Below are 14,252 nucleotides of genomic sequence, written 5' to 3' on the forward strand. Positions count from 1 at the left end.
TATTATTTTTATTTTTCATAAAACGTTATTAATTGAACGTTCAATTAATAACGATCCTAATGATTAGTGCACTAACTATCAAGTGTTAATTTAAATAGTGTTGATGTTATAAGTTTATTCATTGCTTTAACTAACTTGTTACATTTTGATTGCTTTATTGCTTTCACCCGCTTGTGGTGGGGTGTTTAGATGGGTTTTGTAGAGAGGTGTTTGGCTGATTAGTCTATTGAAAAATAGTTTTAGTCATAACTATTATTAAGTCTCATAACATGAAATTTTACTATATTACTTTGTATTTTTGGTTATTTTTTACTTTAAAAAGCAAGGAGACATTATTTTTTAATGAATATAGCCAAATAGAGATCTTGGTACATCTTATGAAAAAGTTTTATTCCTTTCTCCATAATGCTTGCTCATTTTAGTTTTATAGTCTTTTAACTGGAAATAAAATTCATTTAATGAAATTGAGACGATGATGATAAAAATTAAAATGATAGTTGGGCTTTTTCTATTGAATACAATGTTAATTAATACCGTTAATGCAGAGGATTTATTGACGGCTACTATCATTGGATCGGGTTCACCTAAATATAATGAAAATAGGGCGAGTGCGAGTGTATTAGTTAGTGCAGGAAAAACTAAGATTCTTGTCGATATGGGGAATGGTACTCAGGCTAACTTACATCGTTTAGGTATTAAAGTTCGTGATTTATCAAGTCTATTTTTTACTCATCATCACCTTGATCATAATGAAGAATTTGTACCTATTTTAATCAACGCTTTAATGGGACGTAATAACTTCAACGTTGTTGGTCCAGCTAATACTATTAAATTGACTGAGACAAACTTAGACCTTTACCAAGAGGATATAGAGTACCGTTTGGGTAAGACTCAACGAACACTTGCTGATCGTAAAAAAGCATTTGATGTTAAAGATATACAAGGCGGTGAATCATTTAAAGTGGGTGATATTAAAGTGAGCACAGTAGAGGTGCCGCATACTATTCAGACTATTGCTTATCGTTTTGATTACAAAGGACAGTCTATTGTGATTACAGGCGACCTTACTTATTCAGAAAAATTACCCAAGCTAGCTAAGAATGCTGATTTTATGATAATCGATTCTGGTGGCATGGTGATGCAAAACGCTAATGGTAAACAAAACAACGCGAAAAAAAGACAAGGTAACAATGACGGTAAAAAAGCTAAAAGTACACGTCAACGTGCACATCTAGACTTAGCTGATTCAAGTAAAATGGCTCAATTATCAGATGTTAAAAATTTGGTTTATACCCATTTTAATACCGGCAATGTGGATCAAGAAGCGAGTTTGAAAGTCATTCAAAAAAACTACGCTGGTCATGTTATTTTTGGCGAAGACTTGATGGTGCTTCATCATCAAAATAGTAGCATTCAAAATAGTAGCATTCAAAATAGTACAGTTGCATCAAACTCCAACAAAGAAACTTATATCTACCAGGTGGTTGATACAGCGCAAACTACGTTTTATAGCAATAATAGTGTGATCGCAGATCCTAGCGAAAGAGAGCGTTTCTTCGGGCAAGATGCCAGTTTTATCATTAATAGTCCTTCTTACACGAACAATAATGACGGTACGATTACAGATAACGTAACGCAACTAATGTGGCAACAAAGGTTAACTAAAAAACTATCTTATCAAGAAGCATTAGAAGCAGTTAAAGGCTTTAACTTAGGGGGGCATAGTGATTGGCGTATCGCTAATGTTAAAGAGCTTTATTCTTTAATTCAATTTACTGGCTCAGTTAAAGGTGAGTCTGCGATTACACCGTTTATCGATACTGATTACTTTCAACAACCATTAGGTGATGTAAACCAAGGGGAGCGAGAAATTGATGCTCAAGTGTGGAGTAGCACTGAATATGTATCAACAACGATGAAAGGGGATAAAACAGTGTTTGGTGTTAACTTTGTTGATGGCCGTATTAAAGGCTATCCAAAGTTTAACCCTCGTACCAAAGAGCCTAATAAAATGTACTTTAGGTTTGTGAGAGGTAATGAAGGCTACGGTGAAAATCACTTTGTTGATAACAATGATGGCACTATTACAGATACCGCAACGGGCTTAATGTGGCAAACCGCAGATAGCGATAAAGGTATGAATTGGCAAGATGCTTTAACATATTCTAATAACCTAACATTAGGCGGGCATGACGATTGGCGATTACCTAATGCCAAAGAACTACAAAGTATTGTTGATTATAGTCGCTCGCCAGCAACCTCGAACTCTGCTGCTATTGATTCAGTATTTAAAGCATCTACTATTAAAAATGAAGCTGGAGAAAAGGATTATCCATATTATTGGAGTTCAACGACTCACCTTGATGGGCCGGTTCCTGAGAAAAATGCAGTCTATATTGCTTTTGGAAAGTCGTTAGGACAAATGCGAGGCAGCATCATGGATGTTCATGGTGCAGGTGCTCAGCGAAGTGACTCTAAAACAGGCGAAGCGATGTCTAGAGGGCCGCAAGGCGATATGATTAGAGTAAATAACTATGTACGCAGTGTCAGGGGAGGTGTAATCGATGCTTCTGTCCAAGTATCTGAAAAAACAGTTCATACCTACTCTAAGCGTAGTGGTTCTATCAGTAATACTTTACCTAATGATTCTTCAGTAAGAGCTGATTCAATAAAGAATGAAAGACCTAAAAATAATTCGAATAACCGTAAAATGAAATTTATTGAGAGATTCGATAAAGACCATGATAATAAAGTATCAATGGAAGAGTTTAAAGGGAGGGCTAAGCGTTTTCAGTCTCTTGACCAAAATAGAGATGGTTATATTACTGTGAATGAAGCACCGACAGGGCCTCCAAAATAAAACGTTTTTCAATATAAAGTGACGGCTATCTTATGCTTCTTTGTAAATTGAACCTTAACAAAAAATCAGTATTAGGAAGTATAATTTTTATTATGCTCTCCTAATAATTAACTCCTTCCCTTGTGCTTGTTTATGGGGCCAATCCTACAGGTAACCCTTCCGTTGATATCCTAGCTTTAATCTCTATTGGTTTCTTAATTTATTGCCCTGTGATGTTAATTGGTTTATACACACTTGAACTTGCACCTAAAAAAGTAGCGGATACTGCCGCGGGATTAACCGGCCTATTTGGGTATCTTGGTGGTGCCGTCGCAGCCAATGCCTAATTAGGTTACACTGTTGATCACTTTGGATGGAATGGTGGCTTCCTTGTCATTATTCTTTCATGTGCTTTATCTATACTGTTTTTTATCTTAGCGATGTTTGGCGAGAATAAGATATATAAACAACGCAAAATAGATCAAGAGAATGCAAAAGAAGCCTAAGGGTAAACTGATGCATTAATATCTTGATTGAACAAAGCCTGTATTGAGTTATTTATACTTAATCCAGGCTTTATTTTTAGCTATCTCAATATGTTTAACATCAGGAAAACGAATCATAAAATTTATTAAATCATTTATTAAATAAGTTATTAAACTATAAGGGTTAATTAAACTATGTTTACACAATTACCAAGTCTAAAAAAACTGTTATTAGGTATTGTTATCTCATTACCTATCGCTAGTTATACCTATGCAGATAAAATCGTTGTGGCGCATCGTGGTGCAAGCGGTTATTTACCAGAGCATTCTATGGCAGCTAAATCAATGGCCTATGCAATGGGTGTTGATTACATCGAGCAAGATGTAGTGATGACAAAAGATGATAAGTTAGTGGTACTACATGACCACTATTTAGATCGCGTAACAAATGTGGCTGATGTTTACCCTGATCGTAAGCGTGAAGATGGTCGATACTATGCGATTGATTTTACGTTCGCTGAAATCGAAAAGCTGGAAATGACTGAAGCATTCAATGTTAAAGAAGGTAAAAAATCAGCTGATTATCCAGCACGTTTTCCGCTTGGTCAATCTCACTTTCAAGTACATACTTTAGAAAATGAAATAGAATTAATTCAAGGGTTAAATGCTAGTACTGGTCATGATATTGGTCTTTATCTTGAAATAAAAGCGCCTTGGTTCCATCGTCATGAAGGTAAAGATATTAGTACTGCCGTATTAAAAGTACTTAAAAAATATGATTACACCGATAAGTCTTCTCGCGTCTATCTTCAGTCATTTGATACTAATGAATTGAAGCGTATTAAAACTGAATTAATGCCTAAATTAGCAATGGATATAAAGCTAGTACAGTTAATGGCTGAAACGAGCTGGGGCGAAACAAAGGAATATGTAGACGGTAAACCGGTCGATTATAATTATGATTGGATGTTTAAGCCTGGTGCAATGAAAGAAATTGCAACCTATGCAGATGGTGTTGGTCCATGGAAACCAATGGTAGTGGCACCTGAATCAACTAAAGGGCACCTTGTTTTCACTTCTCTGGTTAAAGATGCACATCAAGCGGGTATGCAAGTACACCCGTACACCTTTAGATTAGATGAAGGTAGAATTCCTCAATATGCAGAAAACTTCGAAGATTTGTTAGATATTTTCTACAACAAAGCGGGTGTTGATGGTGTATTTACAGATTTTCCAGATCGCGCCGTTAACTTCTTAAAAGAAAATAAGCAGTAAACTAAAGCGTGCGTATTTTAAAGATAGCAATCGCTTAAGATATTAAGTGATTGCTATCTATTCACTGAGTTTATTACTTAGCTTCCAATACATTTTTAGCCTGTAGAATACCTCTCGTTCTTCTTTTTCGGCTCACCTAATTACCCCCTTTGATTATTAATAACTGAAGCTGCATTTATTCTAATGTATTAAAAGTAGATAGGGCGGTGAAAACGAGTTAACTGCTGACAATGGTTGCGGTAGTCAATTAATAGGAATGGATAATGTCATCGTTACACCGCATGTTGGATTCTTATCTAAGCAATCATTATTAGATGCTAGAAGGGTAGCACTTGAACAGATAGTGACTAGGTTGGTTAAAGGGACTCGTCCTGATATGGCACGAAACAAAGAGATGTTAGCGGTAAGGTAAATAACCTCAGTTCTGGATAAGCAAAACGATACAACACCTCTATTTGCGCGAATTTCTACGTTAAATTATTTCTCAATAACCCGTTATTGCTTCAATAATTAGTCTTGAACTACGCAAAACTAACGGCACTGACTAGTAAAAAATAGTACCTTATGATGTTAAATATAATCAACTTCCATTAACCAGCATTGAGGTGAAATAATGAAATGATTATACTCAAGTTTTGCTTTGTATAATCATTTCACTGAGCCAAAATATTTATAACATCAACATCATATAACGTTATGGTGTTGTTTTTACTGAGGTGACTTCATACGGGATATCATGTTCTTTTAGAATCGCTACAATTTCATCTGGCGGCGGTAAATCGGTTATTAACATATCTAATTCACTGATGTTACCTAAGTTTACCATGGCATTACGGCCAAATTTTGTATGATCCACAGCAAGATAAATACTGCGACTATTTTCTATAATAGCTTGTTTAACGCGTACTTCATGATAATCAAAGTCTAATAATGAACCGTCGTAATCAATGCCACTAATCCCTAAAATACCGAAATCTAAACGGAATTGTTTGATGAAGTCTAACGTCGCTTCTCCAACAATACCACCATCTCTATTACGTACTTCACCGCCGGCTAAGATAACTTTGAAATCTTTATTACCCATTAAAATACCCGCCACGTTAATGTTGTTAGTCACAACACGTAGACCTTTGTGGTTTTTAACGAGTTCTTTAGCAATTGATTCTGGGGTGGTACCGATATCAATAAATAAGGTTGCACCGTTAGGAATGTATTTAACTAGCGCTTCTGCAATAGAGTCTTTCTCATTTAATTGCATTACTTTACGTGCGCTATAAGAGGTATTAACAGAACTTTGTTGTGTTGTTGCTCCGCCATGGTGACGACGAATCTTATTTTCACCTGCAAGTTCATTGAGATCTCGGCGAATAGTCTGAGGGCTGACCTTAAAGTGCTCAACAAGACTATCAGTACTAACATATCCATTTTTTTGTACTAGGTTGACAATTTCTTGGTGCCTGGTTGTCTGTTTCACTAAATATTACTCCTTGTCTTTCTGCCGAAATGTAATAAATCAAGTTTACTGCGACTAAAACGAATAGCAAGAAATTACAATTTTTTTGAGTGGTAAGTAGTATTTTAGTTTCGATTATCAACAAGTTGTATCATTTATCTTCATTTTGTTAATGTTTTTTGAGCATTAGGAAAGGCATAGTATCGAAAAAGAGCATCCTAGAGATGCTCTTTTATATTGGTTTAGGTTACTTAATAACTGAACAGTATAGAAGCGTTAAGTCATTATTGGATATTTATGGTGTATCTTCGTTATTTTCATTATGAAGATCTGCCCAGACCATTGCACACTTAACGGCACGTTTCCAACCGTTGTAACGTTGTTGACGTTTTTCTTGTACTGCTTTAGGTTCGAAAGAGCGTTCAATTGTTGCTTTATTAGATAGTTCTTCTAACCCGTCCCAGTATCCAACGGCAATGCCGGCAAGGTAAGCAGCGCCTAATGCTGTCATTTCAGTCACTGCTGGTCGATGAACAGCGGTATTTAGCACGTCAGACTGGAACTGCATTAAAAAGTTATTCGCAACAGCACCACCATCAACACGTAATGACGCTAATTGAATATTTGAATCTGCTTGCATTGCATCAAGTACATCACGTGTTTGGTAAGCAATACTTTCCAATGTTGCACGAATAATATGGTTGGAATTAGTACCGCGTGTTAGACCAACAATTGTGCCACGAGCATACGGGTCCCAGTAAGGAGCACCTAAACCAGTAAAAGCTGGGACAACATAAACGCCATTTGATGAATCAACTTTAGTAGCAAAGTACTCTGAGTCTTTTGCATCTGAGATTAATTTCATTTCATCACGAAGCCATTGAATTGAAGCACCACCCATGAATACTGCACCTTCTAGTGCGTAAGTTGCCTCACCTCTAGGACCACAAGCTATTGTTGTTAATAGGCCATGTGTGGATGTTATTTTTTCTTTACCTGTATTCATTAACAAGAAACAACCTGTACCGTAAGTGTTTTTTGCTTGGCCTTTTTCTACACACATGTGTCCGTATAATGCAGCTTGTTGGTCACCAGCAATACCTGCAATAGGGATACGTGTTCCACCTTTACCACCAATGTTCGTTTTACCGTAAACTTCTGAAGAGCTTTTCACTTCAGCCATCATTGATCTTGGAATACCAAAATCTTTTAATAGTTTGTCATCCCACTCTAATGTGTTGATGTTGAATAACATAGTACGTGATGCATTGGTGTAATCAGTGACGTGTACTTTTCCTTGCGTCATTTTCCAAATTAACCAAGTATCAACGGTACCAAATAATAATTTTCCAGCTTCAGCGTCTTCACGAGCGCCTTCTACGTTGTCGAGTATCCATTTAATTTTGGTGCCTGAGAAATATGGGTCAAGCATTAAGCCTGTATTTTCACGTACGTATTCTTCTAAACCTTGTGCTTTTAGTTCTTCACAGATACTTGCCGTACGGCGACACTGCCATACAATCGCATTATAAACTGGCTTACCTGTTTCTTTGTTCCATACAATCGCAGTTTCACGTTGGTTAGTGATACCAATAGCAGCAACCTGATCACTGCGAATACTTGCTTTTGCTAATGCTTCAGTTAATACGCCACTTTGTGTTGCATAAATTTCCATTGGGTCATGCTCTACCCATCCTGAATGTGGGTAAATTTGCGTAAATTCACGCTGAGAAACACTGACGATATTGGCATCATGATCAAGGATCACTGCGCGAGAACTTGTTGTGCCTGAATCAAGTGCCACAATATATTTTTTATCTGTCATTACATTTTCCTCTTTGTTTAATATTGAGCGGATAACTCCGCTCTTTTAAAATATTGTTGGTTATTTGTTTATATTCATTAATTTTTTAATCACATTCATTTGGAATTGTGCAGCCGTGGCCTGTTTCAGGTAAGTATGGAGAAATCACTTTAGGGTATATCCACGCCCCAAAACATGCACCGAAGATTGGCGCTAATATTGGAACAATAAAGTAAGGAATTTCTTTTGCACCTGTTAAGGCAAAGTCCCATCCTGCTAGGTAAGCAAATAATTTAGGGCCAAAGTCACGCGCTGGGTTCATTGCAAAGCCGGTTAATGGACCTAATGAACCACCGATCACTGCGATTAAGACGCCGATTAAAATTGGATTTAATGCGCCGCGCGGAGCACCATTATTTTCATCACCAAGTGCTAAAATTACAAACATCAATACTGCTGTGATAACAAATTCTACTGAAAATGCACCAAACATTGATAGTGATGGATGAGGGTAAGTTGAAAATATGCCAGCGGTTGATAAAGCAGCTTCACTGCTGCGTAAGAATCCATGTGCTATTTCGTAATCTGTGAATAGGTTACTGTAAAGCGCGTAAATTAAAGCTGCTGAGCAGAATGCACCTAGCAGTTGCGATATAATATAAGGCAATACTTTTTCTTTACCAAAACCATGAAATAAAGCTAACGCAATCGTTACTGCTGGATTAATGTGCGCGCCAGAAACACCTGCAGTACAGTAAATCGCAATCGCGACCCCCATTCCCCACATGATGCTAATTTCCCACTGTCCAAAACTGGCACCTGCTAATACCAATGCAGCGACACACCCAACACCAAAAAATATTAATAGGGCTGTACCTATAAATTCTGCGATGCATTTACCGAGTAACGAATGTTGTTTATTCATGTTTATTCCCTTTTATTGTACTACTAATCATGTTCGATTTAATGTGCACAAAGATACTTATCATTAACAATTTAGCTACATAAAAGGTTTTATTTTGAGCGTTCGGTCATGTTTTGTATTTAATCGAGCATTTGTATTATTTTTGGTTCGATATCGAGGGTTTTTTGTGATGTAAAGAGTAAATGTTTATTAAGCGCTAACAGCTCTAATTTTTGTTCTGTTATTTATCAAAAATGTTATCTAAATAAGGTAGAAAAAAGAATGGTCGGAGGTGAAGTGAGGATAAGCTTTGTTTATTCATTCAATTAAATTATTGGTATAGAACGATGAACATTTATCGATGAAATGAATGTTCATATACGCCTATTGTTTTTCTAAATTAACAAAAACGAAGATTATTTTATTCATTATTGAATTAGGTTCATTTCATGTGGATCATATTAAAGCGTCTAACATTGGCCATCGTAAGGAATTTTTGCAGTGATGGTTTGACCATTCTCGCCAGGGAACTTGGTGAACATGGCTTTCAATAGTTCATTGAATACACCTGCAACAACACCACATTCACCAATGCTTTTTACTCTAGATTCATATACTTTTTTAGCGTTATCCTCTGATCCACTTTTTAATGATACTGCTTCTACGATATCCAGAGCAAGAGCGCGGTTATAAGTGGTGATTGAACTCGTTGAAGTACCTACAACTCTACGGTGGTAACTAGGCATTGAGTAACGGTGTTTAGGGTTGGCTAATCTACCACCATGAAGCGCATTTGGAGAACTAAATATAGGCGTGGAAATAATTGAAGTTTCACCCTCATCGATTCCATAAGCAACAATAGCAATGTATTCCGCAGTGTCAGAGTTTGCTGCAATGGAGTAACCTGATAAGCGTAACTTCTCTTCTATTTTTTGCTTATAGTGAGCAAATTCTAATGAATTACTGTTTTCAATATCTGCTGGGATAACAACGATACTGCCAGAACTTGTAAATTCTGGTGTATAAAAAGTAGTGGTGGTGGTATTGATTTTAGTCATGCTACAAGCGGTGATAAACGTAACGAATAAAAGAAGAATGCTTAATTTTAAATGTTTCATGTTAAATCCTTATTGCGCCGTTAAGTTAAACTGAATCGATACAAATTTGAATAAATAGTGATGTTATTTAGCAAGTTAAATTTTTTTGGATCACCAATAATCAGTGTTATGTTTTCTATTACTGTTTATATAACTGTTTTTAATGATTATTTTTATTGGTTTGAATATGAAAAAGCTATATTACACAAGGCTATTTTGTACTTATAACATAAAGTATTAGGAAGGAATAGATGCTCTATAAAATTGAAATAATCACTTACTATTTGAGTCTAATAGTGATTAATTGAAATGTGTTTGTCCATTAAACATCATGCTTATTAAGCCTTCTCGTAGAGCACCATTAGAGCGTTGCATTGCATTGATATTTAACGACTCGAAAATCGCTATTAAAATAGCTAAACCACTTGCAAAAACAGGAACTCGAGATTCTTCTAATCCAATAATATTGAGTGTTTTAATTGACTGACATTGTATGCATTGTTGTTTGATTTGTTGTAACAATTCAATGGACAAATGATGGCTTAATTGTTGTGCTTGATTGATTTCATTGACGGCTTGAATGGTACCTGATGCACCCAAAGTTAGTTCCCAATCAAAGCTAACATATTGCGCTTTAACGGTTGAAATAACTTGCCTTGCGGCATTAACTGCATTGTTGAAGTTATATTCATTAAGTAGGTCGTCCGCAAAATAATGACTTAGCCAAGTCACACAGCCTATGTTTAAACTATTCGCAATATGAACTTTGTTGCCTTGTCCTAAAACCAATTCAGTGCTGGCGCCTCCAATGTCTAATACTAATAATTCTTTATCTGTATTTTCGGTAAAAGAAACACCTTTGAAAATAGTTTCTGCTTCTTGAATACCAGAAATAAGGTTGATGGGATGTTGTAATATCTTTTCAGCTTTGCTTAAAAACTGTTGATTGTTAACGGCCATCCTTAATGCTGCGGTCGCTGTGATGAGAATACAAACTGGTTGGATTTGATCTAGCAACAATCTAAAGCTTTCTAAACAAGCCCAGCCTTTTTCCATTGTTGCTTGATCGAGTTGTTTATCACCATTTAAGCCAGCTGCTAAGCGTACTTTTTGCTTATGCTTTGATACAACGTTAAAACCATCCCCTTGCTTAACAACTGTCAGCATATGGAAGCTATTGGAGCCTAAATCAATAATGGTATAACGCGCTGCTGTCATATTATCTTTTATGTGACCTATGGTAATTATCTTTACGAGTATTGTTCGAATGTACTTTATATTTAGTGACTTTCATTACTGGTAAAGAATCTAATAAAGAGTCTTTATCATATTCGCTAACCGGAATGTTATGTTTAATATACTCTTCAATACCAGGTAAATTAAAGACATATTTTTCACAAGCCAAACTAATTGCTAATCCTTTTTCACCAGCACGGCCTGTTCGGCCAATACGATGTACGTAATCTTCGCAATCATCTGGTAAATCAAAATTGAATACGTGTGATACTTTTGGAATATGTAAACCACGTGCTGCCACGTCAGTTGCGATTAGAATATCAATTTCACCTTGAGTGAATTGCTCTAAAATATGCTCACGTTTCTTCTGTGGAACATCACCCGTTAATAAGCCAGCACGATGTCCGTCACCTGCTAAATAACCCCATACTTTTTCACAAGCATGTTTAGTGTTAGCAAATACAATGGCTTTCTCTGGCCACTCATCTTCCATCAGACTCAGTAATAACAACATTTTATCTTCGTTCGAAGGGTAAAAAAGCTCTTCGGTAATATTGGCTGAAGTCATTACTTCAGGTTCAATTTGCACATGCTCAGGGCTATTCATATGTTCAAATGCAAGTTCTTGTACTTTATGTGACAAGGTTGCAGAGAATAATAAATTCAAACGTTGCTCAGCAGCAGGCATACGACGGAATAAATAACGAATATCTTTAATAAAGCCTAAATCGAACATACGATCCGCTTCGTCTAAGACAACACTTTGTATTGAATCTAAATTAATGACACCTTGTTTAACGAAGTCGATAATACGCCCCGTGGTACCAATTAATATATCAACACCTTTTTCTAGTTTATTTTGTTGAATTTCAACTTTCTCGCCCCCATATGCTAAACCAAGGCGCAAAGATGTTGATTTCGAAAGAGTGATGGCATCTTTATGTATTTGAATCGCAAGTTCACGTGTAGGTGCTAAAATAATAGCTCTAGGCTGATTCTTACGACGATTTTCAGGTACATCGTTAGTTAATAGGTGATGGAAAACGGCAGGTAAAAATGCCAAAGTCTTGCCTGTACCCGTTTGAGCTTGGCCTGCAATATCCTTACCTTGTAAGGTAATTGGCAGTGACAAAGCTTGAATCGGCGTACAGTATTCAAAACCTATAGCAGTTAAACCTGAAAGTAGACTTGGCTCTAGAGGCAAGTCTGAAAATTTTGTTTGAGTTAGGTGTGTTTTATTCATTTGCAGAGCATAGCAGTTTATACTTGCAATAAATATTGAGATCGATTCAAATATCAAAAAATATATTTTACCAGTGAGCATGTTATAATAACTTTCTACTAGTAAATCTTTTCTGGAGATAAAAATGAGCGAAAATATCGTAACTTTAAGTGATGCAAGTTTTGACACTGATGTCGTAAATGCAGCTGGTCCTGTTTTAGTGGACTTTTGGGCTGAATGGTGTGGTCCTTGTAAAATGATTGCACCCATTTTAAGCGAAGTCGCTGTTGAATATGCAGGTAAAGTAACTGTTGGTAAGTTAAATATCGATCAAAACAGTGAAACACCACCAAAATTTGGTATTCGTGGTATCCCAACTTTATTATTATTTAAAGATGGAAAAGTTGCAGCAACTAAGGTTGGCGCACTTTCTAAATCACAACTTACAGAGTTTTTAGACGCTAACGTTTAAATATTCTTCTCAGAATGAGGTTAAGTTAATCTAGCTTAATCTTCATTCTGGACAGTTCCAATTATTAATGCTACCTTTACGCTCAAATTATGAGCAATTCATATTTAAGCTATTCAAACACACGTTATCTACCCATTTAATCCATATTAAAACATCAAAAGAATTATGAATCTAACCGAATTAAAAAATACTCCCGTTCCTGAGCTTGTTGAGCTTGGAAGTTCTATGGGGCTTGAAAATTTAGCCCGCCTTAGAAAACAAGATATTATCTTCGCAATATTAAAAGCCCATGCTAAAAGTGGTGCTGATATTTTCGGTGCTGGTGTTTTAGAAATTTTACAAGATGGCTTTGGCTTTTTACGTAGCTCGGATAGTTCTTATCTAGCTGGCCCAGATGATATCTATATTTCTCCTAGTCAAATTCGTCGTTTTAACTTACGAACTGGCGATAGTGTTGAAGGTAAAATAAGACCGCCTAAAGAAGGCGAACGTTATTTTGCATTGCTGAAAATTATGCAAGTCAATTTTGACAAGCCAGAAAGCTCCCGCAATAAAATCTTATTTGAAAACTTAACGCCTATCCATCCTGATGAGCGTTTCCGTTTAGAGAATGGTAGCGGTAGTACAGAAGATATTACAGCACGTATTTTAGATTTAGTTTCTCCGATTGGTAAAGGCCAACGTGGATTGATAGTTGCACCGCCAAAAGCCGGTAAAACTATGCTATTGCAGAATATCGCACAAAGTATTTCGATTAATTACCCTGATGCTGAACTGATTGTTTTATTAATCGATGAGCGTCCGGAAGAAGTAACAGAAATGCGTCGTTTGGTACGTGGTGAAGTAGTGGCATCAACATTTGATGAGCCTGCTAGCCGACACGTACAAGTAGCTGAAATGGTTATCGAAAAAGCAAAACGTCTTGTAGAGCATAAAAAAGATGTGGTTATTTTGCTAGATTCGATCACTCGTTTAGCTCGTGCATACAACACCGTGATCCCAAGTTCAGGTAAAGTACTAACAGGTGGTGTTGATGCAAATGCATTACATCGTCCTAAACGTTTCTTTGGTGCTGCCCGTAATGTAGAAGAAGGGGGTAGTTTAACTATTCTGGCTACTGCACTTATCGATACAGGTTCTAAAATGGATGAAGTTATCTATGAAGAATTTAAAGGTACAGGTAACTCTGAGATTCATCTAAACCGTAAATTAGCTGAAAAACGTGTTTACCCTGCGATTGATATTACGCGTTCAGGTACTCGTCGTGAAGAGTTACTGACTAAAGCTGATGAATTACAACGTATGTGGATTTTACGTAAGATTGTTCATCCAATGGGTGAAATCGGCGCAACAGAATTCATGATCGATAAGCTAGGTCTAAGTAAAACTAACGATAGCTTCTTTGATGCAATGAAAAATCAAAAATCAAAATAATTAATTTTGTTTTATTGAATAATAACGCTAC

General features: G+C 36.3%; 11 protein-coding genes and 1 pseudogene. 6 read left to right on the forward strand and 6 right to left on the reverse strand.

Translation table 11 applies throughout. The features are described 5' to 3' along the window. The first annotated feature begins 520 nt into the window (after positions 1-520). From GQR59_RS18415 to GQR59_RS00205, 4 genes and pseudogenes are all read left to right on the forward strand, one after another. A complete protein-coding gene (locus GQR59_RS18415; RefSeq protein WP_236546715.1) occupies positions 521-2,860 on the forward strand; it encodes an Lcl domain-containing protein in 2,340 nt (779 codons plus the stop codon). Positions 2,861-2,982: 122 nt separating this feature from the next. Then, a pseudogene (gene glpT, locus GQR59_RS00195) lies at positions 2,983-3,345 on the forward strand (glycerol-3-phosphate transporter); the annotation flags it as partial. A gap of 174 nt (positions 3,346-3,519) precedes the next feature. After that, entirely contained in the window at positions 3,520-4,599 is a 1,080-nt protein-coding gene (gene glpQ, locus GQR59_RS00200; protein ID WP_160060181.1) for a glycerophosphodiester phosphodiesterase, read from the forward strand. A gap of 256 nt (positions 4,600-4,855) precedes the next feature. Then, positions 4,856-5,011 (forward strand): hypothetical protein, encoded by a 156-nt coding sequence (locus tag GQR59_RS00205; protein WP_160060182.1) that lies wholly within the window; start codon positions 4,856-4,858, stop codon positions 5,009-5,011. Between the two features lie 282 nt (positions 5,012-5,293). Here GQR59_RS00205 and GQR59_RS00210 read toward each other — a convergent pair whose 3' ends face one another. From GQR59_RS00210 to rhlB, 6 genes are all read right to left on the reverse strand, one after another. Beyond that, complete coding sequence (locus GQR59_RS00210) at positions 5,294-6,073, reverse strand: DeoR/GlpR family transcriptional regulator (protein ID WP_160060183.1); 780 nt, start codon at positions 6,071-6,073, stop codon at positions 5,294-5,296. A 274-nt stretch (positions 6,074-6,347) separates the two neighbouring features. Next, positions 6,348-7,877, reverse strand: coding sequence for a glycerol kinase GlpK (gene glpK / locus GQR59_RS00215; RefSeq protein ID WP_160060184.1), 1,530 nt, complete (start codon positions 7,875-7,877; stop codon positions 6,348-6,350). Between the two features lie 85 nt (positions 7,878-7,962). Continuing rightward, complete coding sequence (locus GQR59_RS00220) at positions 7,963-8,787, reverse strand: MIP/aquaporin family protein (RefSeq protein ID WP_160062286.1); 825 nt, start codon at positions 8,785-8,787, stop codon at positions 7,963-7,965. A 443-nt stretch (positions 8,788-9,230) separates the two neighbouring features. Beyond that, entirely contained in the window at positions 9,231-9,878 is a 648-nt protein-coding gene (locus GQR59_RS00225) for a hypothetical protein (protein WP_160060185.1), read from the reverse strand. Positions 9,879-10,157: 279 nt separating this feature from the next. Then, positions 10,158-11,075, reverse strand: coding sequence for a Ppx/GppA phosphatase family protein (locus GQR59_RS00230; protein WP_160060186.1), 918 nt, complete (start codon positions 11,073-11,075; stop codon positions 10,158-10,160). 1 nt (position 11,076) lies between these two features. Next, complete coding sequence (gene rhlB / locus GQR59_RS00235) at positions 11,077-12,336, reverse strand: ATP-dependent RNA helicase RhlB (RefSeq protein ID WP_160060187.1); 1,260 nt, start codon at positions 12,334-12,336, stop codon at positions 11,077-11,079. A gap of 124 nt (positions 12,337-12,460) precedes the next feature. Here rhlB and trxA point away from each other — a divergent pair, with 124 nt between their 5' ends. Together trxA and rho are read left to right on the forward strand one after the other, a co-directional pair. After that, entirely contained in the window at positions 12,461-12,787 is a 327-nt protein-coding gene (trxA, locus tag GQR59_RS00240) for a thioredoxin TrxA (RefSeq protein WP_025563658.1), read from the forward strand. Positions 12,788-12,952: 165 nt separating this feature from the next. Continuing rightward, complete coding sequence (rho, locus tag GQR59_RS00245) at positions 12,953-14,221, forward strand: transcription termination factor Rho (RefSeq protein ID WP_160060188.1); 1,269 nt, start codon at positions 12,953-12,955, stop codon at positions 14,219-14,221. The last annotated feature ends 31 nt before the right edge of the window (positions 14,222-14,252 follow it).

The organism is Psychromonas sp. L1A2, assembly GCF_009828855.1.
Taxonomy (GTDB): Bacteria; Pseudomonadota; Gammaproteobacteria; order Enterobacterales; family Psychromonadaceae; genus Psychromonas.

Coding starts and splice junctions, on each gene's coding strand:
- trxA (WP_025563658.1), top strand. CDS start 12,461: ATGAGCGAAAATATCGTAACTTTAAGTGATGCAAGTTTTGACACTGAT.
- GQR59_RS00205 (WP_160060182.1), top strand. CDS start 4,856: ATGGATAATGTCATCGTTACACCGCATGTTGGATTCTTATCTAAGCAA.
- GQR59_RS18415 (WP_236546715.1), top strand. CDS start 521: ATGTTAATTAATACCGTTAATGCAGAGGATTTATTGACGGCTACTATC.
- GQR59_RS00225 (WP_160060185.1), bottom strand. CDS start 9,878: ATGAAACATTTAAAATTAAGCATTCTTCTTTTATTCGTTACGTTTATC.
- glpQ (WP_160060181.1), top strand. CDS start 3,520: ATGTTTACACAATTACCAAGTCTAAAAAAACTGTTATTAGGTATTGTT.
- rho (WP_160060188.1), top strand. CDS start 12,953: ATGAATCTAACCGAATTAAAAAATACTCCCGTTCCTGAGCTTGTTGAG.
- GQR59_RS00230 (WP_160060186.1), bottom strand. CDS start 11,075: ATGACAGCAGCGCGTTATACCATTATTGATTTAGGCTCCAATAGCTTC.
- rhlB (WP_160060187.1), bottom strand. CDS start 12,336: ATGAATAAAACACACCTAACTCAAACAAAATTTTCAGACTTGCCTCTA.
- glpK (WP_160060184.1), bottom strand. CDS start 7,877: ATGACAGATAAAAAATATATTGTGGCACTTGATTCAGGCACAACAAGT.